General features: G+C 66.2%; 17 protein-coding genes. 10 read left to right on the top strand and 7 right to left on the bottom strand.

Annotation, left to right across the window (positions count from 1 at the left end; all coding sequences use genetic code 11):
- Positions 1 to 133 precede the first annotated feature (133 nt).
- Both AB2N08_RS20670 and AB2N08_RS20665 read right to left on the bottom strand, forming a co-directional pair.
- Complete coding sequence (locus AB2N08_RS20670) at positions 134 to 748, bottom strand: TonB family protein (RefSeq protein ID WP_367612786.1); 615 nt, start codon at positions 746 to 748, stop codon at positions 134 to 136.
- A 20-nt stretch (positions 749 to 768) separates the two neighbouring features.
- Complete coding sequence (locus AB2N08_RS20665) at positions 769 to 1,332, bottom strand: GNAT family N-acetyltransferase (protein ID WP_367612785.1); 564 nt, start codon at positions 1,330 to 1,332, stop codon at positions 769 to 771.
- Positions 1,333 to 1,435: 103 nt separating this feature from the next.
- Between AB2N08_RS20665 and AB2N08_RS20660 the strand changes: the two genes are divergently transcribed.
- Positions 1,436 to 2,752 (top strand): aspartate aminotransferase family protein, encoded by a 1,317-nt coding sequence (locus AB2N08_RS20660; RefSeq protein WP_367612784.1) that lies wholly within the window; start codon positions 1,436 to 1,438, stop codon positions 2,750 to 2,752.
- 78 nt (positions 2,753 to 2,830) lie between these two features.
- On the opposite strand, the gene AB2N08_RS20655 is transcribed toward AB2N08_RS20660, so the two are convergent.
- From AB2N08_RS20655 to AB2N08_RS20645, 3 genes are all read right to left on the bottom strand, one after another.
- A complete protein-coding gene (locus tag AB2N08_RS20655; protein ID WP_367612783.1) occupies positions 2,831 to 3,520 on the bottom strand; it encodes a hypothetical protein in 690 nt (229 codons plus the stop codon).
- 118 nt (positions 3,521 to 3,638) lie between these two features.
- Positions 3,639 to 5,396: an allantoate amidohydrolase gene (locus AB2N08_RS20650; protein ID WP_367612782.1), complete on the bottom strand. Its 1,758-nt coding sequence runs from the start codon at positions 5,394 to 5,396 to the stop codon at positions 3,639 to 3,641.
- A 97-nt stretch (positions 5,397 to 5,493) separates the two neighbouring features.
- Positions 5,494 to 6,432 (bottom strand): LysR substrate-binding domain-containing protein, encoded by a 939-nt coding sequence (locus AB2N08_RS20645; RefSeq protein WP_367612781.1) that lies wholly within the window; start codon positions 6,430 to 6,432, stop codon positions 5,494 to 5,496.
- A 150-nt stretch (positions 6,433 to 6,582) separates the two neighbouring features.
- Between AB2N08_RS20645 and AB2N08_RS20640 the strand changes: the two genes are divergently transcribed.
- Positions 6,583 to 7,827, top strand: coding sequence for a urate hydroxylase PuuD (locus AB2N08_RS20640; protein WP_367612780.1), 1,245 nt, complete (start codon positions 6,583 to 6,585; stop codon positions 7,825 to 7,827).
- Positions 7,824 to 9,065, top strand: a complete 1,242-nt coding sequence (locus AB2N08_RS20635) for a M20/M25/M40 family metallo-hydrolase (protein ID WP_367612779.1) — start codon at positions 7,824 to 7,826, stop codon at positions 9,063 to 9,065. The genes AB2N08_RS20640 and AB2N08_RS20635 overlap by 4 nt, the downstream gene beginning before the upstream one ends.
- 171 nt (positions 9,066 to 9,236) lie before the next feature.
- Here AB2N08_RS20635 and AB2N08_RS20630 read toward each other — a convergent pair whose 3' ends face one another.
- Both AB2N08_RS20630 and AB2N08_RS20625 read right to left on the bottom strand, forming a co-directional pair.
- Positions 9,237 to 10,922: a vWA domain-containing protein gene (locus AB2N08_RS20630; RefSeq protein WP_367612778.1), complete on the bottom strand. Its 1,686-nt coding sequence runs from the start codon at positions 10,920 to 10,922 to the stop codon at positions 9,237 to 9,239.
- A 151-nt stretch (positions 10,923 to 11,073) separates the two neighbouring features.
- The gene (locus tag AB2N08_RS20625; RefSeq protein ID WP_367612777.1) at positions 11,074 to 13,473 is read right to left on the bottom strand and encodes a S9 family peptidase; all 2,400 of its coding nucleotides are present in this window, start codon (positions 13,471 to 13,473) and stop codon (positions 11,074 to 11,076) included.
- 634 nt (positions 13,474 to 14,107) lie between these two features.
- Between AB2N08_RS20625 and AB2N08_RS20620 the strand changes: the two genes are divergently transcribed.
- From AB2N08_RS20620 to AB2N08_RS20590, 7 genes are all read left to right on the top strand, one after another.
- Complete coding sequence (locus AB2N08_RS20620) at positions 14,108 to 14,752, top strand: ANTAR domain-containing response regulator (protein ID WP_367612776.1); 645 nt, start codon at positions 14,108 to 14,110, stop codon at positions 14,750 to 14,752.
- Positions 14,753 to 14,785: 33 nt separating this feature from the next.
- A complete protein-coding gene (locus AB2N08_RS20615) occupies positions 14,786 to 15,937 on the top strand; it encodes a CmpA/NrtA family ABC transporter substrate-binding protein (protein WP_367612775.1) in 1,152 nt (383 codons plus the stop codon).
- Between the two features lie 256 nt (positions 15,938 to 16,193).
- Complete coding sequence (locus tag AB2N08_RS20610) at positions 16,194 to 17,489, top strand: MFS transporter (RefSeq protein WP_367612774.1); 1,296 nt, start codon at positions 16,194 to 16,196, stop codon at positions 17,487 to 17,489.
- A gap of 10 nt (positions 17,490 to 17,499) precedes the next feature.
- Positions 17,500 to 20,037, top strand: a complete 2,538-nt coding sequence (nirB, locus tag AB2N08_RS20605; RefSeq protein ID WP_367612773.1) for a nitrite reductase large subunit NirB — start codon at positions 17,500 to 17,502, stop codon at positions 20,035 to 20,037.
- An 11-nt stretch (positions 20,038 to 20,048) separates the two neighbouring features.
- Entirely contained in the window at positions 20,049 to 20,396 is a 348-nt protein-coding gene (gene nirD, locus AB2N08_RS20600) for a nitrite reductase small subunit NirD (protein ID WP_367612772.1), read from the top strand.
- Positions 20,393 to 21,622 (top strand): NAD(P)/FAD-dependent oxidoreductase, encoded by a 1,230-nt coding sequence (locus AB2N08_RS20595; protein ID WP_367612771.1) that lies wholly within the window; start codon positions 20,393 to 20,395, stop codon positions 21,620 to 21,622. Before nirD ends, AB2N08_RS20595 begins: the two co-directional genes overlap by 4 nt.
- 11 nt (positions 21,623 to 21,633) lie before the next feature.
- Entirely contained in the window at positions 21,634 to 24,321 is a 2,688-nt protein-coding gene (locus AB2N08_RS20590) for a molybdopterin-dependent oxidoreductase (RefSeq protein WP_367612770.1), read from the top strand.
- Positions 24,322 to 24,508 lie beyond the last annotated feature (187 nt).

Raw genomic sequence — 24,508 nt, 5'->3', positions numbered from 1 at the left:
TGTAGGGACGCATCCGGCGCAGGCCAAGGGCGATCCGACGAACGGTGCAATATTTGGGGCGAGCGGTCGTGAACGGGGATGAACGGGGGGTGATTTCAGGTGTCAATACGGCTCGTCAATACTATCTGCCGCACTACGGCGCGATGAGCTTGAGCGCCTCCTGGCGCATCACGTCGAGCATGCCCGCCTGCGGCGTGCGCGCGCAGCCGGCCACACTCGCATCGAGGATTGCATCGACCGGCGGAAAGGCACGGTTTTCGCCCTCGCGGTGAAGAGTGTAGATCAGCTTGCCGATGCTTTCGTCGAACACGGGCAGTTCGCGCAGGCTGCGCTCGGGGAAGGTCGCGCTCTGGTAGGCCGCATCGACATTGAAGTCGGCGCAGGTCTTGGTGGCGACGGTCGAGGTGTGATCCTTGCGGAAGCGGTACGTGACCAGGCCACTGGCCGCGCCGTTTGCGCTGACGATGTCGAGCCGCCTTGCCATGCCCAGCGCCAGCGCATCGAGGTCGGCCGAACGCGACGAATCGCGCACCGTCGCCACGGCCTTGCGGCCCCGCGCGCCGGGCGTGAGTTCGATCGTGACCACGCCCTGGACGCCGCGCCGCGCGAGCGCCTGCGGGTAGCTGGCGTCGCTGGCATACACGACGATTTCGCGCCAGGCCGGCACCGTGGCCTGGGCCGCGACGGACTGCGGGGCCAGGGCAAGCATGCCAAGCGCCAGGGTCGAACACGCTGCGAGTGTCTTCATGGATGGGCTCCGGATGGTCATCAAGCGGCCTTGCGTTCGTCCCAGTACGCACGCAGCAGGCCGTAGAACGCCGTGTCGGCATATTCGCCATGCACGCGCCAGCGCTGTGGCATGAAGCCTTCACGGCGAAAGCCGAGTTTTTCCAGCACGCGCCCGGACGCTTCGTTGCGCGGGTCGATATCGGCCTCGACCCGGTTCAGGCCAACCGCGTTGAAGCCGTGCTCGAGCACGGCTTCGATCGCTTCGCTGGCGTAGCCGTGGCCCCAGTGGCGGCTGGCGATCGCGTAACCCAGCTCGCAGCGGTTGTTCTGGTTGAAGAAGTGGTGCAGGTTGACGGTGCCGATCACTTCGCGGCTGGCCGCCAGTTCGATCGCGAAGCGCAGCTCGGTTTCGTCGCGGTAGGCTTCGAGCGCGCGGGCAATCGCAGTCTCGGCGGACGAGATGTCGGTCCAGGGCTCGGCGCTCCAGTAGCGCACGACGGCAGGGTCGGAAAAGACGGTGTACAGGGCCCGTGCATCGGTTGCGGCCAGGGGGCGCAGCATCAGGCGTTGGGTGGTCAGGACAGGGGTGCTGTAAGTCGACATGGGTTTGCATTGTCATTGTTTTAAGCGTTAGCATACCATCGACACGGGGCGTACAGACGCGCGCCATACTGTTAAACGTCGCCAATCGAGGCAGGAGAATTCCATGCATCAATCCAGGCCCAGCGCCATGGCATCGTTCTGGATGCCGTTCACGAACAACCGCGACTTCAAGCGCGACCCGCGCCTGTTGGTCTCGGCCGAAGGCATGTATTACCGCGACGTTGACGGCAACCGGGTGCTCGACGGCGCGGCCGGCCTGTGGTGCGTGCCGTGCGGCCACGGCCAGCCGAAAATCGCCGAGGCGATTGCGCAGATGGCCGGCCAGCTCGACTTCGCGCCCACGTTCCAGATGGCGCATCCGGCCGCGTTCGAACTGGCCGAGCGGCTGGTCGACTTCAGCGGCGGCAAGTTTGCGCACGTGTTCTATACCGGCTCCGGTTCGGAAGCAGTGGACACCGCGCTCAAGATCGCGCTGGCCTATCACCGCATGCGCGGCGAAGGCGGGCGCACCCGTTTGATCGGGCGCGAGCGTGGCTACCATGGCGTCGGTTTTGGCGGCCTGTCGGTCGGCGGCATCGGCGCCAACCGCAAGGCGTTCGGGCCGCTGCTGCCAGGCGTCGATCACCTGCGCCATACGCACGACCTCGAGCGCAATGCCTTCACGCGCAACGAACCGGAACACGGCGCCGAGCTGGCCGACGACCTTGAACGCATGCTGCTGCTGCACGATCCGTCGACGATCGCGGCCGTGATCGTCGAACCCGTGGCCGGTTCCACTGGCGTGCTGATTCCGCCAAAAGGCTACCTGGCGCGGCTGCGCGCGATCTGCGACCGGCACGGCATCCTGCTCATTTTCGATGAAGTGATCACCGGCTTCGGCCGCCTGACCACGCCGTTCGCGAGCGACTGGTTCGGCGTCGAGCCGGACATGATGACGACCGCCAAAGGCATCACCAACGGCGCCGTGCCGATGGGCGCCGTGTTCTCCAAGGCCTTCATCCACGATGCGTTCATGGATGCGCCGCCCGGCATCGAGCTATTCCACGGCTATACGTATTCGGGCCACCCGCTGGCGTGCGCCGCGGCGCTGGCCACGCTCGACGTATTCGCCGAGCAGGGCGTGATCGAGAACGCGGCGGCGATCCAGCCGTACTTCGAAGAAGCGCTGCAATCGCTGCGCGGCCTGCCGCACGTGATCGACCTGCGCTCGATCGGCATCATCGCCGGGATCGAACTGGCGCCGATCCCGGGCCAGCCAGGGGCACGGGGCTACGCGGCGCTCAAGGCGGCGTTCGCGGATGGATTGTTGATCCGCACCACCGGCGACATCATTGCGCTGTCGCCGCCGCTGGTGATGGGGCGGGGGCATGTGGATGAATTGTTCGGGAAGCTGGCGAAGGTATTGAAGGCGCTTGCGTGACTACCGTGTTCGCATTCGCAGGCCTTCAGGCAGCAGGCTTGCGTGCCTGTTGAACACGCCCGCATGCCGGTCACGCGCTCACGGCGCGGGCGCGGCCTTCAGGTCGATCGGTATGGTGACCACGACTGTCTGCCTTGACGCAGTGCCGGGTTTCCACGGCGGATTGATCACGTTGATATCGCGTACACCCAGGCGGGCAAAGTCGTCGAGCGAATAGGTCCAGCCTTGCGCTTCCGGATGTTGGTCGTAATACGGTTTGTACTGGTCGCCCTGGCCAAGCGTGCTGAGATCGGTACGCACGCCGATTTTTTTAAAATATTCGGCCTCATGGCGCCCGTTCCGGGCGCGGAGTTTCTCGATGTCATCCATGAACGCCTGTCGCTCGGCAGCGCTCAGTGCGTCGTCCAGTTCGATCTTCAACGGACCGCCGGGGCCACCGTGATAGCCAACCATGGCGAAGTTGCTGACGGTCTTTTTCACTGCGGCCGGGAACACGTAATTGGCGCAGGAAGAAAAGCAGAATTCCATCACCTTCACATTGAGCTTGTGCGCATGCACCCAGGCGCCCAGTTCCATGCCGGGATTGACGTCGCCGCCGAGGCTGCGTATCGACAGGGTCGTCGGCTTTGTCGCCAGCGTTTCATACAGCGCGAAAAGTCGCTGGTTAGCGCCGCTGTCGACCGAGCCGATATATTCGAGTTGCCCGTTACTGTAGAAAACCTGCGTCGTTTCCCCATCGGCAGCAAGCGCCGAAAACGATAAGCCCATAAAAAAGCAATACAGAGCCGGTCTGCGCATTGTGATTCCTGGCGATTAAGACGATTCAAAAATAGTAACAAGCGAGCAACGTCTTGTCGATAGGGAATTCTAGAAAGAGAAAACCACGTCAGCCTGGTATTGCGTTGAAGTGTTCCAGGAAATCCAGCAGCACCCGCCCCGCGATATCCGCGTCGTCCGCCGTCATCGTCTCCAGCGGATTGTGGCTGATCCCGCCATTGCCGCAGCGGACGAACAGCATCGCCACCTCGGTCACCTGCGCCATCCGCATCGCGTCGTGGCCGGCGCCGGACGGCAGGTCGACGCGCGGCAGGCCGGCCCGTTCCACGGCTGCCCCCAGTTGCGCCATCAGGCGCGGTGCGCACGGCACGGCGTCGATCTCGAGCAGCTTGACCAGCTTCTCGCCGATGCCGCGCGCGGCGCAGATGGCGCTGATGCCCGCCAGGATATCGTCCACCGCAGCCAGGCGCACCGCGTCGTCGGCAGCGCGGATGTCGAGCGACAGCCGGCAAGCGCCGGGGATCACGTTGACCGAGCCGCCCGGCACGTCCAGCTGGCCGACCGTGCCGACGAGCGCCTCGCCCTGGCGGCAGCGCGCTTCCACGAGCAGCACGATTTCAGCGGCGGCGACGGCCGCATCGCGCCGCATGGTCATCGGCGTGGTGCCTGCGTGGCTGGCCACGCCACTCAGTTCCACGATATAGCGCGAGCTGCCGGCAATCGCGCTCACGACGCCCAGCGGCAGGCCGCCCTCGAGCAGCACCGGGCCTTGTTCGATGTGGACTTCGACAAAGCCGAGTAGTGACGCCGGGTCGCGCCCGATGGCGCCGATGTCCTTGGCATCATGACCGGCCTGCGCCAGCGCATCACCGAGCGTGACGCCATCGCTGTCGACGGTGTTCAACAAACCCATATCGAAGCTGCCCGCGATTGCGCTGCTGCCAAGGAACGTGCTACGGAAACGCACGCCTTCTTCTTCGGCAAACGCGATCACCTCAAGGTCGTACGGCAGGCGCCGGCCGCGCGCATGCAGGTCGGCCACCAGCGCGATGGGCAGCAGGATGCCCAGGCGGCCGTCGTACTTGCCGCCATCGCGCACGGTGTCGTAGTGCGAGCCGGTGATCAGCGTCTTTGCACCAAGTTGCGCGGCGGCGTAGCGGCCGACGACATTGCCCACCGCGTCGATGTGGACGGTCATGCCGGCCTGGCGCATCCAGTCGGCGATGAGCGCGGCCGTGCGCTGGTGGGCCGGCGTCATGTAGGCGCAGGTGAGATTGGTGTCCACGTCACTGATCGCGCCCAGTGCTTCGCACCAGTCCATCACCAGCGCGCCGATCGACGGCGCCACGCCCAGCAGTGCGTTCAGGCGGATCTCGGCGATGCGGTGCACCTGGCGCAGCGCTTCGCGCAGCTCGTCGCCGCGCGCATTGCCGATACGCCGCTCGAAGGTGGCGATGATGGCCTGACGCGACAGACCCCGGCCAGTCGGCCCTTTGACTGCGAGGATGAACGGAAAGCCGAAGCGGCCGTTGTACTCGGCGTTCAGTGCATGCAGCTGCGCGTATTCGTGCGCCGTGCAGCGGTCCAGGCCCGAACTGGCTTGTTCATCCGTCGATTCGGCCGTCAGGGCGCCGGCGATCGCCGCCTTGCCGGCCAGCTCCGGGTGCGCGCGCAGCAGCGCCAGTTGTTCGTCGATGCTCGCCGCATCCACGGTCGACTGCAGCGCGTGCTTGAGCGCGGCCAGGTTGGCGAACGGGCGGGCCGGCGCCGTGCGCGCCGCGATCCATGGCGAGTGTTCGTAGATGCCGCGCAGGGCGTCGACAAAATCGGCGGCGTCGCACGCGTTCAGCTGTTCTATCGTGGTCATGCCAACTCCGTGATGGTCAAGCGGTCGATCATAAGGGCTGGCGGCGGCTGCGCCTATATCGCCCGGTGGATGGCTGCCAGCAGCGTGGGCGTATAGCCTACGACTGCACCAGCGCCCGCGCCGCGCTGCTGACCTGGTCGCGCAGCCATTTGTGCTCGGTCGACTGGTGCACGCGCTGGTGCCACAACTGGTAGAAGCGCATCGGCGGAAACTTCACCGGCACCGTGAAGCTTTTCAGCGGCAGCGTCTTTTCGTACGCGCGGATGAACTGGCGGCCGGTGGTCAATACCAGGTCGCTCTGCGTGAGCATGTACGGGATCACGCCGAAGTAGGGCGACTCCACGGCCACGCGCCGCTGCAGGCCAAGGCGCTCGAGATGGGCGTCGATCACGCCGTGGTAACCGGGCAGCATCTGGGTCGGCGCCACATGCGGCAGGTCGAGATAATCCTCGAGCGTCATCGCATCGGGCGCCGTGCGCCGCGCGTACGGGCTGTCGGCGCGCATCGTGCAGATGATCGGGTCCTCGAACAGCTTCGAGATGTGCAGGTGCGCCGGCGGCTCGTCCCAGTTGGCGATGACCAGGTCCATGTCGCCGTCGGACAGCATGCGCAGATAATCCTGGCCCGGGCCCAGCGCATGGATCACGACCTTGCTGCCGGGCGAGCCCCGGCGCAGCAGCGCTACGACATTCGGCAGGAAGCGCGCATCGAGGTAATCCGGCGCGGCGATCTGGAAGGTGCGCGTGGCGTCTTCGGGCAGGAACGGCGCCTTGCGCACGAACAGGCTCTCGGCCTCGTCGAGGATGCGCTTGGCCGGCTTCATGAGGCTCTCGCCATGCTGGGTCGGTACCATGCCGCGCGCGCCGCGCACCAGGATCGCATCGCCCGTCAGCTCGCGCAGCTTGCGCAGCGAGGCCGAGATCGAGGGCTGCGGCTGATTGAGTTTGAGCGCCACGCGCGAGACGTTTTTCTCTACCAGCAGCAGGTAGAGGATGCGGATCAGGTGGAGGTCGAGGTTGCGGGGCAGGCTGGACATGGCGGTGCGGTGAGTGTTTGTATATCGAGTCGGATATGTCGAATATACGCCGATTTTCATGTTGCAGAAATGGAAATCAGCGTATCGTCAAGCTGTCGGCTGCTGCGTTTGCCCTGCGCGCCCCATGCATTGTCACCCTGAAGGAAGCCCATGTTCGACCCCGGATACCTGGCCCCGTACGTTCTCGAATGGCTCAACCTGCTGGTGCGCTGGCTGCACATCATCACCGGCATCGCCTGGATCGGCGCGTCGTTCTACTTCGTCTGGCTCGACAACACGATCAAGCCGCCGGCGCCCGGGTCCGACCTCGAACAGAAGGGCGTGGCCGGCGAACTCTGGGCGGTACACGGCGGCGGCTTCTACAACCCGCAAAAATACCTGGTGGCGCCCGCCGAACTCCCCAGCGAGCTGCACTGGTTCAAGTGGGAAGCCTATTCCACCTGGCTCTCGGGTTTCGCGCTGCTCATCATCGTGTATTACATGAACGCCAGGGCGATGATGATCGACCGCAGCGTGGCCGAGCTGTCGAGCGCTCAAGCGATCGGCATCGGCATCGGTAGCCTGGTGGTGGGCTGGGTCGTCTACGATCTGCTGTGCCGTTCCCCGCTCGTGCAGCGCCAGCTCGCCTTCGGCGCGACGATCTTCCTGTTTTTGGTCGGCAGCAGCTGGGTGCTCACGCACCTGCTCAGCGGCCGCGCGGCCTACCTGCATGTGGGCGCGATGATCGGCACCATGATGGTGGCGAACGTGGCGATGCTGATTATTCCCGGCCAGCGCAAGATGGTCAACGCGATGCTGGCCGGGCAGAAGCCCGACCCGGTCCACGGCATCAAGGCCAAGCAGCGCAGTGTCCACAACAACTACTTCACGCTGCCGGTCCTGTTCATCATGATCAGCAACCACTACGCGATGACTTATAACCACCCGTACGCGTGGGCGGTGCTGGGTGTGATCATGCTGGCCGGCGTGTTGATCCGCCACTTCTTCAACCTGCGCCACAAGGGCCGCATCGAGTGGAAGTATCCGGTGGCCGGCGTGCTGCTGCTGCTCGGCCTTGGCGTGCTGCTGGCGCCAAGCCCGCCGACGCGCGTCGATCCGGCGGCAGCCGCAGGCCCTGATACCGCCGCGCAGTTTGCCGAGGTACGCACGATCATGGCTGCGCGCTGCGTCTCGTGCCACGCGGCGCAGCCGACGCAGCCCGGCTTCGCCGCCGCGCCGCTGGGCGTCATGCTCGGCACCCCGGAACAGATTGGCCAGCACGCCGCGCGCATCTATCAACAGACGGTGCAGACCCAGGCCATGCCGCTGGCGAACCTGACGCACATGACCGACGCTGAACGCGCCGTGCTCAAGGTCTGGTTTGAATCTGGCGCCAAGACAGGAGGCCAGCCATGAACGCCACATTGCAGACACGATTGACCGGCTGGATCGACGCCCACTTCGATGACGAAGTCTGTTTCCTGCAGGCCGTCGTGCGGATGCCCACCGATACCCCGCCGGGGAACAACGCACCGCACGCCGAGGCAGTGGCCGCCATGCTGGAAGGCGCCGGCTGGCCGGTCGAGCGGCATGCGGTGCCGGCGCAGCAAGTGACCGACTACGGCCTGGAAAGCATCACCAACCTGATCGTGCGCCGGCCCTATGGCGCAGGCGGGCCGACGCTGGCGCTCAATGCCCACGGCGACGTGGTGCCGCCGGGCGAAGGCTGGACCCGGCCGCCGTACGGCGCGGTGATCGACGACGGCTACCTGTACGGCCGCGCGGCGGCGGTCTCGAAAAGCGACTTCGCCACCTATGTGTTCGCGACCCGCGCGCTTGAAGCGCTTGGCGCGCCGCTGCGTGGCGGGGTCGAGCTGCACTTCACCTATGACGAAGAATTCGGCGGGCTGCTGGGCCCGGGCTGGTTGCTGGAGCAGGGCCTGACGCAGCCCGACTATGTGATCGCCGCCGGTTTCGGCTACAGCATCATCACGGCGCACAACGCCTGCCTGCAGCTGGAGGTGACGGTGCACGGCAAGGCCGGCCACGGGGCAATGCCCGAGATGGCGGTCGATGCGCTGCAGGCGGCGACGCGCGTGCTCAATGCGATCTACGGCGACCTGCCACGGCTCAAGACGATCAAGTCGGGCGTGCCCGGGATCGACTCGCCGACCATGCTCGTCGGCCGCATCGACGGCGGCACGAACACGAATGTGGTGCCGGGCAAGGTGGTGCTGAAGCTTGACCGGCGCATGATTCCCGAAGAAGATCCGGTCGCTGTCGAGGCCCAGGTGCGCACATTGATCGCGGATGCGGTGGCGGATATGCCTGGCATCCGCCTCGAGATCAAGCGGCTGCTGCTGTCGCAGGCGTTGCGCCCGCTGCCGGGCGCGCAGCCGCTGGTGGAGAGCCTGCAGCGCAATGCGCGGGCCGTGCTCGGTGAAGACATCCCCGCCATCGGCACGCCGCTGTATGCCGATGCGCGCCTGTACGGCGAGCGCGGTATCCCGGCGGTGTTGTATGGCGCCGGGCCGCGCACGGTGATGGAGGCGAATGCGAAGAAAGCCGACGAGCGGCTGGCGCTTGAGGATTTACGTAGCGCGACCAAGGTGGTGGCGCTGACGCTGCTGGATATGCTGGGAGCGCCACGCTAAGCAATTTGCCTGGAAACGTCGTTCCCGCGGAGGCGGGAACCCAAGTTTGCTCGCATTGTGGCTACATTGGATTAACGAGGTAACGCTGATAACTTGGGTTCCCGCGGCGCGGGAACGACGGTTTTGCGGGTAGCTTGATTGAATGACGCCGCGGTCAGTCGTCTCGCCAAATCAGGGCCGCCCGGTCGCCCCGGCCTGATCCAGCGACTCCGCCATGCGCACCAGCTTGACGAACTCGGCGCGATAACCCTCCGGGTCGGCGCCCCGCGCGTCATTGGCCAGCGTGGCGATGTCCGCGTAGCTGTACTCAAGCACCTGCGGCTCGCCGCGCAGGCGCTGGCCGAAGGCGGCTACCGCCACCGCGAAGCGCTGCTCGGCTGGCGCGGCCGCCAGCGAGGCCCGCGCCGCCGCCTGCCGCACCGGCTGCTCGGCCAGGCGGCTCTTCGCCTCGCCCGGCAGTTTGTAGCGCACGCGCACGAACGCCAGTTCGTCGCCCTTGGCGGTTGCGGTCGTTTTTTTCGCGGCGCCATAACGCAGCGGGTCAACCAGCTTGCCCGCGCCGGCCGCCGGCGTGATCTCGTAGATCGCCGTCACCGTATGCCCGGCGCCCATGTCGCCCGCATCGACCTTGTCATCCTTGAAGTCCTGGCGCGCCAGCATGCGCGTCTCGTAGCCGATCAGGCGGTAGGCGGCGACGCGGGCCGGGTTGAACTCGACCTGCATCTTGACATCGTTCGCGATCGGGAACATGGTCGAACCCAGCTCACCCTGCAGCGCCTTGCGCGCCTCGAGCAGCGTATCGATGTAGGCCGCGTTGCCATTGCCCGACTGCGTCAGGCGCTGGATCAGCGCGTCGTTCAGGTTGCCATTGCCGACGCCGAAGATCGACAGGTAGACGCCGCTCTTGCGTTTGCCGGCGATGAAGGTCTCGAGCTGGCGCGGATCGGTCATGCCCAGGTTGAAGTCGCCGTCGGTGGCCAGGATGATGCGGTTGACGGCCTTGGCATCGAAGTGGCGTTCGGCCAGCGCATACGCGCGCTGCAGGCCTTCGCCGCCGGCCGTGCCGCCGCCGGCGCCCAACGCGTCAATGGCGTCGAGGATTTTCTGCTTGTCGCGGCCCGTGGTGGGCTCGAGCGCCACGGCGGTGCCGTTGGCATAGGTGACGATCGCGACCCGGTCCTGTTCGCGCAGCCCCTGCGCGAACAGGCGAAAGCCCTGCTTGAGCAGCGGCAGGCGGTCTTGTGGGCCCATCGACCCCGAGACGTCCACCAGCAGCACGACGTTCATCGGGGGGCGCTCGGCGCGCTGCAGGTCGTAGCCGCGTACGGCCACGTGCAGCAGCTGGTTGTCCGCGTTCCATGGGCTGGGCATGACTTCGGTGGTGAGCGCGAACGCCTGGCTGGCCTTGCCGGGCGCCGCGTACGCGTAGGGGAAGTAATTCACCATTTCTTCCACCCGCACGGCAGCCGGCGGCGGCATCCGGCCGGAGCTCAACTGGCGTCGCACGAACGCATACGACGCGGTGTCGACGTCACTGCTGAAGGTGGACACGGGCTGCTCTTCGACCAGCACCGGCCCGTTGGCGCCGGCGTCGGGGAAGCGATCGGCGCTGCCCGGGAGCGGCACGGGGACCATGACGAACGACGGCGCCGCTGACCGCGAATAGGTATGCTGCGGCGCGCCGAATTGTATGCCGCTGCCGCTGATGTCGACCCGCATCTGGGGCGCCGGCGCCGGGGGAGGTGGCGCCGCCGCATCCGGTCGGGTCTTCTCGGGCGCACTGCAAGCGGCGAGTAGCAGCGTGGCCGCAAGGAAGGGCAGGGCAGCAGGCAGGGTGGTGGCGCGGGGGCGTGTCATGACAGGGACCTTGAAGGTTATTCTTGTCATAAGGTGCCTCAGGCGCGCACTGCCTGCAATCGCGCTTACATCCTGAAATGAATAGCCGAAATGCATACCGGCGCGACGAGCCTGGGCCCGCCGCGCCGGTATCCGAACAGACCAGCGTGGATTACTTCTGCTTGAGCGAGCGCTCGAACAGCTGATAGATCCGGCGGTACTGGTCGTACCAGGCTTCGGGCTGCACGTAGCCGTGGCGCTCGAGCGGGTAGCTCGCCAGTTCCCAATGGTCTTTCTTCATCTCGATCAGGCGCTGCGCCATGCGCACCGAATCCTGGTAGAACACGTTATCGTCGATCATGCCGTGCGAGATGAGCAGGTGGCCTTTCAGGTTCTGCGCGTACTCGATCGGCGACGATTTCTTGTACGCTTCCGGGTCGATGTCCGGGGTGTTGAGGATGTTGGCCGTGTACTCGTGGTTGTAGGTCGTCCAGTCGGTCACCGGGCGCAGCGCGGCGCCGGCCTTGAACGTGTCGGGTGCGCGCATCAGCGCCATGAAGGTCATGAAGCCGCCGTAGCTGCCGCCGTAGATGCCGATATTGGCCGCGTCGCCCTGCTGCTGGCCGACCAGGTATTTCACGCCGTCGAGATAGTCGTCCAGTTCCGGGTGGCCCATCTGGCGATAGATTGCGGTGCGCCATTTGGCGCCGTAGCCTTTCGAGGCGCGGTAGTCCATGTCCAGGACGATGTACCCCTGCTGGACCAGCAGGTTGTGGAACATCTGCTCGCGGAAGTAGACCGGATAACGCTTGCTGACGTTTTGCAGGTAGCCGGCGCCGTGCACGAACATAACGACCGGGTATTTCTTGCCCGCTTCCAGCTTGGCCGGGCGATACAGCTTGGCGTGCACCGGATCGCCCCCGGCACTCGATGGCACCGCGACGTATTCCGGCTCGATCCATTCGCGCGCCTTGAAGTCGGCCGAACGGGTGTCGGTCAGCTTCGTGGCCGCGCCGCCCGAGACGGGCACGGTCGCGATCTGCACCGGCGTGTAGCTCGACGACCAGTGCACCAGCAGCTTGTTCTGGTCCGGCGACAGGTTGAAGCGTTCGACGCCATCGAGCTTCGTCACTTCGCGCACGTTGCCGCCCTTGGCGCCCACGGCGCAGACTTCATAGTCGCCCGGTGCTTCGTGGTTGCACAGCATGTAGGCGGTGCTGCCGTCCGAGGTCCAGCGCACGTCGCTCGCTTCCCATTTGCCCGCGGTCAGCGCGCGGGCCGCCGTGGCCCCGAATGCGCCGGTGCTGTCGAGCGTGTACAGATGCGAGTAGCCGGTTTCTTCCGACAGGAACCACAGCGTGCGGTTGTCCGGCAGCCAGCCGAATTCGGCGTTGTCATAATTGACCCAGGCGTTGTCGGTCACGCGATTGAGCGGCTTGAGCCTGGCGTCGCGCAGGTCGACGCTGGCGATCCAGCGGTCCTTGTTGTCGACCGAGCGCAGCATCACGGCGACGTTGGCGCCGTTGCTGCTCCAGTCGATCGCGTTGCGGCCACCCGAGACGACGACCGGGCGGTTGCCTTTCAATGGATCTTTTTTTGCTGCGGCGCGCAGCGCGGCCAGCGGGTCGGTGGCAATACCGGGCAGGGTGTCGAAGCCGATGTCCTTGACGGTATTGGTACGCAGGTCGACCAGTTTCAGCGAGTGCGCGGTTGGCATATTGCGGCCCACGCGCGTGCGCACGTCTTCTGTTTCCTCGTAGCCCGATTCATTCACGTAGCGCGGCATCTTGCCCGCGCGGCCCTTGTCGGCGCCCTTGGCGGCGGTGACGACCAGCAGCCAGCGGCCGTCTGGCGACAGCGAACTGGCTTCCAGCGTGACCTTGTCGCCGAGGTAGACCGGCGTTGGCGCCATCGACGCGTCGACCCGGCGCAATTCGTCATTGCGTGCACGCAGGGCGTCGCGGTCATCCTTCTGGCGCTTGAGGTGTTCGATCAGGCGCAGTTCGGTGGCGCGGTAATTGTCGTCTTCAGGTGCGTTCGGATCCTTCGCGGCGCGCGGCAGCGCGGCCGGGCCGGTGACCTTCGTGGCGCGGTCCCACACATACCAGTCGGTGCCGATGCGGTACTGGACCGAGCGTTCGTCGGTCGAGTACTGGGCATTACCGATGCGGGTCGCGCCACGCGTGACCTGCACCAGCTGGCCCGATTTCAGGTCGCGCTCGAACAGGTCATTGTTGCGGATGACCAGCATGCGGGTGTTGTTGCGGTTGTAGACCACGTCGCCGCTGTCGATCTTCGGCAGCTCGGCGTCGCTGACCAGCTGCGCCTTGCCGCTGGTGGAACTGGCCTGGAACGTGTCGCGCACGGGCGAATCGGTGCGCTTCTGCTTGTAGTACACCTGCTTGCTGTCCCAGCTGAACCAGGCGTCCTCCACCGGCGTGCCGATCCAGTCGGGATGGCTCATGGCCTGGTCGAGGGTGATGGGTGTCGGTGCTGCTGCTGCCGGCAGCGCGAACGAGGCCGACAAGGCCGCGAAGGAGGCCGCGAATAGGGTAAGTGCAGGTGTGCGCATGGGTATGTGGTAAGTGAAAGGATGGCTTTCTGGCCAGAAATGCGAATGCATTCTAGCGCAGCCACTTGCCACGGCGCGCAGATCGGGGAAGGTTTTTTTTCTATAAATACAAACGCCGACAGTACGTAAATACGGCCGGCGTGGGGTACAACAGGCGGATTATCCCGCCTTGATTCTTACATTGCCTTGAACGGGCCTTTTGGCGGACGCGGCAGGTGCATCGAGACACGGGCGGCAACAGCCAGCACAGCCAGCGCGATGGTCAGGTATTCGAGTGGATGCATGATTAACCCCGCACCGATGGCGCGTAGCCGCCGTGGGCGACGTACAGGTCTTGCGAAAAACTACGGATGGCGGCGAGTGCTGCCGCGAAGAAACCGGTTTGCTGGATAGCTGCAGTCATGATGAAGCTCCTCGATAAATGCTGTAATGTTGCGTTGCAGTATAAGAGGCAGCGAGACATAAGCAAACTTTTCATTCGTGATTCCAGCGATTCACGAAACGCATGATTGTTAAGTTGCTTACGGGAAAGTTATGGGTCCAACGCATAACAGCACAACGACCACACGTATAAGAAGGGCAGGCACTGCTTGCTCAGGCGCAACGAGGTACGATTCTTGCATATCGAAACGGCATGAAACAGCGAGACACATCCACACCACACCTGCGCATTGTCGTCGTGTTGTCTGCAACAGCACCCGGCCTTGACCCTGATGCGGCCCAGGCGGCGCAGTCGCGGCGCAGTACCGCGCTGCGCATCGGTTTGCTCGAATCGGGCTATGATCTCGTCGCCTCGCTTCCGGCGGACGTGTTCCTGCCCGAGCGCATCGCGCAGCTGCAGCCCGACCTGATCATCCTCGACAGCGAATCCGACGCGCGCGACGTGCTCGAGCACATCGTGATCGCTACCCGCGATGCGCGCCGCCCGATCGTGTTGTTTACCGAAGACGACGCCCCGGCCAGCATGGATGCGGCGCTCGAGGCGGGCGTGTCGGCCTACATCGTCGCCGGCCTGCAGGCCGAACGCGTCAAGCCGGTGCTCGACGTGGCGCTGGCGCGCTTCCGGCGCGAGCAGCGCCTGCTCGACGAATTGAGCGATACCCGGCAAAAGCTGGCAGAACGCAAGGTGCTCGACCGCGCCAAGGGCATGTTGATGACGCGCTACCAACTGACCGAAGACCAGGCCTATCAGCGCCTGCGCACGCTGGCCATGAACAAGAACATGAAGCTGGTCGAAGTCGCGCAGCGCCTGATCGATGTGGAAGACCTGCTGGGCTGATCGCCCGCAGCCAAAGAGAACACCAGGATATTTATGACATTGGCAGGCAAGGGCGCATGGATCGCCGGCACCGACCGTCCCGAGATCGAGACCATCCGCATCGGCTTCATGCCGCTGGCCGACTGCGCGCCGCTGGTGATGGCGTCGGTGCTGGGCTTCGACGAACTGTATGGCGTGCGCTTTGAACTGAGCCGTGAACAATCCTGGACCGGCATGCGCGAGCGCCTGCTCGGCGGGCAGCTCGATGCAGCGCAGGCGCTGTACGGCATGGTGTACGGGATCCAGAACGGCATCGGCACCGGCCAGTGCGACATGGCCGTGCTGATGAACCTGAACCAGAACGGCCAGAACATCACGCTCTCGCGCACCTGGGCGGCCGCCGCCGAGGCGCCGGGCGGCCTGGCGCGGCTGGTGCAGGAAGGGCAGCGCCTGACGCTGGCGCACACCTTCCCGACCGGGAACCATGCGATGTTCCTGTATTACTGGCTGGCGGCGCAGGGCGTCGATCCGATGACCGACTGCCAGGTGGTGACGGTGCCGCCGGGGCAGATGGCGGCCAGCCTGGCGGCCGGGCATATGGACGGTTTCTGCGCCGGCGAGCCATGGGGCCAGCGCGCACTGCGCGACGGCGCCGGCGTGCAGGCCGCGTCGAGCGAGCAGGTGTGGCCGAACCATCCCGGCAAGGCGCTGGGCACGCGCGCCGCCTTCGCCGCCACCCATCCGAATACCTGCCGCGCCATGATCGCCGCACTGCTGGAAGCCGCGCGCTGGCTCGATGTCTCGCGCGCCAACCGCGAGGCCGCGGCCGAGGTGCTGGCCAGTCCTGCTTACGTGAATGCCAGCCGCGAGACGTTGCAGTACTGCATGGCCGGGCGTGTGGACGGCGCGGTCTGGCGCGGCCACAACGGCCTGCGCTTCTACGCCGACGGTGAGGCCAACTTCCCGTGGCTGTCCGACGGCATGTGGTTCATGACGCAGCACCGCCGCTGGGGCCTGTTGCGCGACGATCCCGATTACCTGGCGCTGGCGCAGCAGGTCAACCGCATCGACCTGTATCGCGAAGCGGCCGAGCGCACGGCCACGCCGCTGCCCGACGCCACGCTGCGCAGTTCAACCCTCATGGATGGGCGCGTGTGGGACGGCAGCGATCCGCATGCCTACGCACAAGGCTTTGCACCGGCTTGATTCCGGACGCGGTGCACGCGCATGCATCATATTGGGGAGTGGCGCACCGCAATGCAGCATTCTTCTCTCTTTCACTGGCGGTGTTCCCCTGAGCGTCGCGTGGCACGCGTTTTGCTGATACAGGCACAGGATCAATGACGATCTCCTTCATTTAGCGCTGTCCCAACGACGGGACGGCACCAGGACAACGGCGTCCGCAGCTTCTGCCCCCAGGCAGCAGCGCGGACGCCTTTTTGTTTTCCAAGGACGACACATCATGACCGCCAAAGCCGACAGCATTCATCTCTTCTCGTTCCAGGGCGCGCCGATGCGGGCCTTCCACCTGACCTGGGTGGCGTTCTTCATCTGCTTCTTCGCGTGGTTCGCCTGCGCGCCGCTGATGCCCGTCATCAAGGGCGAGTTCGGCCTGTCGATGGAGCAGATCGCCAACATCAATATCGCGGCCGTCGCGATTACCATCTTTGTCCGCCTGCTGGTCGGGCCGCTGTGCGACCGCTACGGGCCGCGCAAGACCTACACGGGCTTGTTGCTGCTGGGCGCCATCCCCGTGCTGGGCGTGGCGATGGCGCAGAGTTATGAAACCTTCCTGCTGGCCCGCCTGGGCATTGGCGCGGTGGGCGCGAGCTTCGTCATCACGCAGTACCACACGTCGGTGATGTTCTCGTCCAGGGTGGTCGGCACCGCCAACGCGGCCGCCGCCGGTTGGGGCAATGCCGGCGGCGGCGCGGCGCAGGCGCTGATGCCGCTGCTGCTCACCGCTGTCGTGATGCTGGGCGTGAGCCAGTCGATGAGCTGGCGCGTGGCCCTGGTGGTCCCGGGCATCATGATGATCGTCATGGCCTTTGTGTACTGGCGCTACACCCAGGATTGCCCGGCCGGCAATTACGACGACCTGCGCAAGACCGGCACCATGCCGGAAGGTGGCAGCAAGGGCGGCTGGGCCAGTTTCACCGAAGGCTGCCGCAACTACCGCGCCTGGCTGCTGTTCGTCACCTACGGCGCCTGCTTCGGCATCGAGATCTTCATCCACAACATCGCCGCCGTGTATTACGTCGACCATTTCGACCTGACCCTGGGCCAGGCCGGCATGGCCGCCGGCAGCTTCGGCTTGCTGGCACTGTTCGCCCGCGCGCTGGGCGGCTGGCTGTCCGACCGCGCCGCGAGCGGCGGTGACGTCAACCGCCGCGTGACGATCCTGTTCGTCCTGATGATCGGCGAGGCGCTGGGCTTGCTGTGGTTCGCGCAGGCAGACGGCGTCGTGTTCGCCGTCGTCGCCATGCTGGTGTTCGGCCTGTTCACCCACATGGCATGCGGGGCGACGTATGCGCTGGTGCCGTTCGTCGCACCCAGGGCGCTGGGCGGCGTGGCCGGCATCGTCGGGGCGGGCGGCAATGTCGGCGCGGTCGCCGCAGGCTTTCTGATGAAGGGCACCGGCGACATCCAGAGCACGCTCACGATGTTGAGTGGCCTGGTGCTGGTGGCCAGCCTGTGCGCGCTCGCCGCCCGCTTCGGCGACAAAGCCAGCATCTCCTCTTCCACCGTTCCAGCATAAGGACATCATCATGCATATCGTCGTCATCGGCCACGGAATGGTGGGCCACAAATTCCTTGAAACGCTCGCCGCCAGCGGCGTCCACGATCTGCACGTCACGGTGCTGGGCGAAGAGCCGCGCCCGGCCTACGACCGCGTGCATCTGTCGGAATTTTTCGCCGGTAAAAGCGCGGACGACCTGTCGCTGGTGGCGCCGGGCTTCTTTGAACGCGAAGATCTGGCTGAGCGCATGGTGCTGCGCCTGAATGCAAAGGTGGTCGCGATCGACCGCGCGGCGCAGTCGGTGCTGCTTGGTGACGGTTCATCCGTTGCTTACGACCGATTAGTGCTGGCCACCGGCTCATACCCGTTCGTGCCGCCGGTGCCGGGCGCCGACCGCAAGGACTGCTTCGTGTACCGCACGATCGAGGATCTCGAGGCCATGACCGAATGCGGGAGCCGTTCACGTACTGGCGTCGTCATCGGCGGCGGCCTGCTGGGCCTCGAATGCGCCAAGGCGCTGCGCGACCTGGGCCTGCAGGCGCACGTGGTCGAATTCGCGCCGCGCCTGATGGCGGTGCAGGTCGACGATCCCGGCGCGCGCGTGCTGCGCACCCGCATCGAAGAACTGGGCGTGGGCGTCCACACCGGCAAGAACACGCTGGCCATCGTCGATGGCGAAACGACCACGCACCGGATGCAGTTCGCCGACGGCACGCACCTCGACACCGACATGATCGTGTTCTCGGCCGGCATCCGCCCGCGCGACGAACTGGCGCGCCACGCGGGCCTCGAACTGGGCGCCCGTGGCGGCATCGTCATCGATGGCCAATGCCTGACGTCCGACCCGCACATCTACGCCATCGGCGAGTGCGCGCTGTGGAACGGCCAGCTGTTCGGCCTGGTGGCGCCGGGCTACGACATGGCGCGCACCGCCGCGCGCCACCTGCTGGGGACTGAATGCGGCTTCGCCGGCGCCGACATGAGCACCAAGCTCAAACTGATGGGCGTGGACGTGGCCAGCATCGGCGACGCCCATGGCGCCACGCCGGGCAGCCGCAGCTACCAGTTCCTCGACGAGCGGCGCCAGACCTACCGCAAGATCGTCGTCTCGAGCTGCGGCAAGTACCTGCTCGGCGGCGTGCTGGTGGGCGACGCGGCGGCGTACGGTACGCTGCTGCAGACGATGCTCAACAAGATCGAGCTGCCCGAAGCGCCGGAATACCTGATCCTGCCCGAGAGCGGCAGCACGATCCGGCCGGCGCTGGGCGTGGACAAGCTGCCGGCCACGGCGCAGGTGTGCTCGTGCAACGACATCTCGAAAGGCGCACTGTGCGACGCGGTGGCAGCCGGCGCGACGACCATCGGCGCACTGAAAAGCTGCACCACGGCCGGCACGGCCTGCGGCGGCTGCGTGCCGCTGGTGACGCAGGTGCTCAACGCCGAACTGAAAAAGCTCGGCGTAGCCGTCAACAACCACCTGTGCGAACACTTCCCGTATTCGCGCCAGGAGCTGTACCACCTGGTGCGCGTCGAAGGCATCAAGGAATTCGGCGAGCTGCTGGCGCGCCACGGCCGTGGCCTCGGTTGCGACGTGTGCAAGCCGACCGCGGCGAATATCCTGGCCTCGGTGTGGAACGATTTCGTCTTGAAACCAAAGCACGCCAGCCTGCAGGATTCGAACGACTACTTCCTCGGCAATATCCAGAAGGACGGCACGTATTCGGTCGTGCCGCGCATGCCGGGCGGCGAAGTGACGGCCGATGGCCTGATCGCAGTGGGCATGGTGGCCAAGAAGTACGGCCTGTACACCAAGATCACGGGCGGCCAGCGGGTCGACCTGTTCGGCGCACGCGTGGACCAGTTGCCGGCGATCTGGGAAGCGCTGATCGAGGCCGGTTTCGAGTCGGGCCACGCCTACGGCAAGTCGCTGCGCACCGTGAAATCGTGCGTCGGCTCGACCTGGTGCCGCTATGGCGTGGGCGACAGCGTGGGCTTCGCCATCGAACTGGAGAACCGTTACAAAGGTTTGCGCGCGCCGCACAAGATCAAGTTCGGCGTGTCGGGCTGCACCCGCGAATGCGCCGAGGCACAGGGCAAGGACGTCGGCCTGATCGCCACCGACAAGGGCTGGAACCTGTACGTGTGCGGCAACGGCGGCATGAAGCCGCGCCACGCGGAGCTGATCGCATCGAACCTGACCGAGGCCGAGGTAGTGAAACTGACCGACCGCTTCCTGATGTTCTATGTGCGCACGGCCGAGCGCCTGCAGCGCACGTCGACCTGGCGCGAGAACCTCGAAGGTGGCCTCGAGTACCTGAAACAGGTCGTGGTCGAGGACAGCCTGGGCATCGGCGACGAGCTCGAAGCGCAGATGCAGCACGTGGTCGACACCTATGCCTGCGAATGGAAGGAAGCCATCACCAATCCGGCCGTACGCAGCCGCTTCCGTCACTTCGTCAACAGCCCGGAAGCCGACAGCAATATTGTGTTTGTCCCGGAACGCGGCCAGGTACGGCCTGCCACCTTCGACGAACGTCGTCGCACCATCCCGATCGCCATCGCCTGAGGAGCATGACCATGCACCGTGATACCGAACTTGCCCACTGGACGGCCATCTGCAAACTCGACGAGATCGTGCCCGACACCGGCGTGTGCGCCTTGCTGAACGGCCGCCAGGTCGCCGTGTTCCGCGTCGGCGACGTCAACCCGCGCGTGTTCGCCATCGATAACTACGATCCGAATTCGCAGGCGGCCGTGCTCTCGCGCGGGCTGGTGGGCAGCATCGGCGAGCGCATCGTCGTGGCCTCGCCCATCTACAAGCAGCACTTCGACCTGGCCAGCGGCGAATGCCTGGAAGCGCCGGCGCAGTCGGTGGCGAGCTACCCAGCCCGGATCGAAGGCGGCACTGTGTGGGTCGCTGCATGAGTATGGCAACCAAGCCATCCCTGGTGGTGATCGGCAATGGCATGGCCGGCATGCGCACGGTCGAGGAACTGCTCGCGCTGGCGCCGGACCTGTACGACATCACCGTGTTCGGCGCCGAGCCGCATGTGAACTACAACCGCATCATGCTCTCGCCGGTGCTGGCCGGCGACAAGACGCAGGACGAGATCGTGCTGCATCCGCGCGCGTGGTATGCCCACCACGGCATCACGCTGCACACGGGCGACCCGATCGTCGCCATCGACCGCCGCCGCCGCATCGTGCGCGCGCAGTCGGGCGTGGAAGTAACCTACGACCGCCTGCTGCTGGCCACCGGTTCGCAGCCGTTCATCGTGCCGGTACCGGGCGCGGACTTGCCGGGTGTGGTGGGCTTTCGCGACCTGCATGACGTCGACACGATGCTGCAGGCGGCGCGTGATGGCAAGCATGCGGTGGTCATCGGCGGCGGCCTGCTCGGGCTGGAAGCGGCCAATGGCCTGCTGCGGCGCGGGATGGCCGTGACGGTCGTGCACCTGACCGGCAGCCTCTTGAACCAGCAGCTCGATGGCGATGCATCGCTGCTGCTCAAGGGCGCGCTCGAGCGGCGGGGCTTGCGTATCCTGCTCGGCGTGCAGACCGAGGCCATCGTCGGTGTCGGCAAGGTGGAATCTGTGCGCCTGTCCGATGGCGTGATGGTACCGGCCGACCTGGTGGTGATGGCGGCTGGCGTGCGCCCGAACGTGGCGCTGGCGCGCGCTAGCGGCCTGCACGTCGAGCGCGCGATCGTGGTCGATGACACCTTGCAAAGCTACGATCCACGCGTGTATGCGGTGGGCGAGTGCGTGCAGCACCGCCGCGCTACGTTTGGCCTGGTGGCGCCGATCTGGGAGCAGGCGCGCGTGTGCGCGGCGCACCTGGCCTGCCTCGGCCACCGCCGCTACGTGCAGCAGGCGGTGGCGACCAAACTGAAGGTCACCGGCATCGACCTGTACTCGGCCGGCGACATCGTCGGCGGGCCTTGCACGCAAGACCTGGTGCTGCGCGACCGCCGGTCGGGCGTGTACAAGCGCCTGGTCCTGGAGGGCAACCGGCTCGTCGGCGCCGTGCTGTATGGCGACGTGGCCGATGGCCCGTGGTATTTCGATCTGATCGGGCGCGGGGTCGATGTGTCGGCGCTGCGCGATCGCCTGCTGTTCGGGCCTGCGCTGTGCGACGCGCAGGCCGCGTAGAGAGAAACGTCATGACCATCCCGATCCAATCAGTGCGCACCACCTGTCCCTACTGCGGCGTCGGTTGCGGCGTGAAGGCGACCGCGCTGCCGGGCGGCGGCGCGACGATCGAGGGCGACCCGGAACACACCGCCAGCCGCGGCCGCCTGTGCGTGAAGGGCTCGGCGCTGGGGGAGACGCTCGATCTCGACGGGCGCCTGCTGTATCCGGCCGTGCGGCAGGGCGGGCTGCTGGCGCGCGCCAGCTGGGACGCCGCGCTGGACACGGTGGCGGACGGTTTTGCCCGCATCATCGCCGAGCACGGGCCGGATGCGGTGGCGCTGTACGTGTCGGGCCAGATCCTGACCGAGGATTACTACGTCGCCAACAAGTTCATGAAGGGCTACGTCGGCAGCGCCAATATCGATACCAACTCGCGCCTGTGCATGTCGTCCGCCGTGGCCGGCCACAAGCGGGCGTTTGGCGAAGACGTGGTGCCGGGCTGTTACGACGACTTCGAACTGGCCGACGTCATCGTGCTGGTCGGCTCGAACGCCGCCTGGTGCCATCCGACGCTGTTCCAGCGCATCGCCCGCGCCAAGGAAGCGCGGCCAGACCTGCAAATTGTCGTGCTCGACCCGCGCCGCACGGCCACGTGCGAGCTGGCCGACCTGCACCTGGCCATCAAGCCAGGCAGCGACGTGGCGCTGTTCAACGGCCTGCTGGCGCACCTGGCGCGCAGCGATGCGTTCGACGCCGGCTACGTCGCGGCGCACACGACCGGCTTCGATGCGGCGCTCGCCGTGGCCAATGCCGGCGGCGGGGTGGATAGCGTGGCGCGCAGTTGCGGCCTCGACCCCGTCCAGCTGCACGCGTTCTATGACCTGTTCGCCCGCACCGAAAAAGTGGTCACCGCGTTCTCGATGGGCGTGAACCAGTCCAGCAGCGGCACCGACAAGGTCAACGCGATCATCAACTGTCACCTGGCCACGGGCCGCATCGGCCGCCCCGGCATGGGCCCGTTTTCCCTCACCGGTCAACCGAACGCGATGGGTGGGCGCGAAGTGGGCGGCCTGGCCAATATGCTGGCCGCGCACCTGGACCTGGAAAATCCACGGCACCGCGACGCGGTACGCACCTTCTGGGATGCGCCGCGCATCGCGGAGAAACCCGGCCTGAAGGCCGTCGACCTGTTCCGCGCGATCGAAGCGGGCTCCGTGAAAGCGGTGTGGATCATGGCGACCAATCCGGTGGTCAGCATGCCGGACGCCGACCAGGTACGGCGCGCCTTGGGGGCCTGCGAACTGGTGGTGGTGTCCGAGGTAATGGCTGGCACCGATCTGGCGCCGTACGCGCATGTGGCGCTGCCGGCGCTGGCCTGGGGCGAAAAGGATGGCACGGTCACCAATTCCGAGCGCTGCATCTCGCGCCAGCGCGCCTTTCTGCCGGCGCCGGGCGAGGCGCGGGCCGACTGGCGTGCGCTGTGCGATGTGGCGCAGCGCATGGGTTATGCCGGTTTTGGCTTCGACAGCGCGGACGCCATCTTCGACGAGCATGCGCGCCTGTCGACCTGGAAGAATGACGAGGACGGCCACCGGCGCGCGTTCCGGCTCGATCCACTGGTTGGCATGGATCGCGTTGCATATGACGCGTTGCAGCCGGTGCAGTGGCCGCTCACATCAGCGGGCGAGGGCACGGCGCGCCTGTTCGGTGACGGTCGATTTTCGCACCCGGACGGCAAGGCGCGCTTCATCGCGACCAGCCCCCGTACACCGGTCAATGCGCCGGGTGGCGAATTCCCGCTGGTGCTGAATACGGGCCGCCTGCGCGACCAGTGGCACACGATGACGCGCACCGGCAAGTCGCCGCGCCTGGCCGGTCATACGGCCGAACCGTTCGTCGACCTGCACCCGCACGACGCGCTGCTGGCCGGCGTGCGTGAGGGCGAGCTGGCCCGCGTCAGCTCACGCTGGGGGGCGATGGTGGCGCGCGTGGCGCATGGCGGCGGCATCGCGCGCGGCGCGGCGTTCGTGCCGATTCACTGGAACGGCCAGACGGCGTCCGATGCGCGGGTGGGGGCGCTGGTCAATCCGGAAGTCGATCCGGTGTCGGGCGAGCCGGAATTCAAGCACACGCCGGTGCGGATCGAACCGTTCGGTGTGGCCTGGTATGGCTTTATCCTGAGCCGGAAAGAGCTCGATCTCACGCAAGTGGCGCACTGGACGCGGGTACGCGGCAGCGGCTTCGTGCGCTATGAGCTGGCCGGACGCGCACCGGTCACGCCGGAGATGGCGCGCGCGCTGCTGGACGCCGATGCCGACGCCGACTGGATCGAGTACCAGGATCAATCGGAAGGCATGCTGCGCGCGGCGCTGCTGGTCGACGGCCGCCTGGAAGCGTGCCTGTTCGTGGCGCGCGCGCCCAGCCTGCCGGCGCGCGCCTGGCTGGGCGGGCTGTTCGCCGCGCCCGAACTGGGCCCGCGCGAACGGGCCACCCTGCTGGCCGGGCGCGCGGTGCAACTGGGACCGGATCCCGGGCCGACGGTGTGCTCGTGCTTTGGCGTGGGCCGCAACACGATCTGCGCCGCGATCCGGGCGCAGGATTTGCAAACCCCGGCCCAAGTGACGGCGTGCCTGAAAGCCGGCGGCAACTGCGGCTCGTGCGTACCTGAGATCAAGTCGCTGCTGCACGAGGTGCGCTGCGCGGTGGCTGACGGGTGAGCAGCGTTACAGTAGCATGCACCCCGCCCGATGATCCGTCGTTCCCGCGGAGGCGGGAACCCAAGTTTAGAAGCATATCGGTGATTTCAAACGCTACAGGTACACCACGGACTTGGGTTCCCGCCTGCGCGCACTGCTGTCCGGAATAATTTGCTTGACTTAGGAAGTAGGGGTTGCAGGCATTGGT

Origin of the sequence: Massilia aurea, assembly GCF_040790145.1 — a bacterium.
Classification (GTDB): domain Bacteria; phylum Pseudomonadota; class Gammaproteobacteria; order Burkholderiales; family Burkholderiaceae_D; genus Telluria; species Telluria aurea_C.
This window is presented reverse-complemented; position numbering and strand designations above follow the sequence as displayed.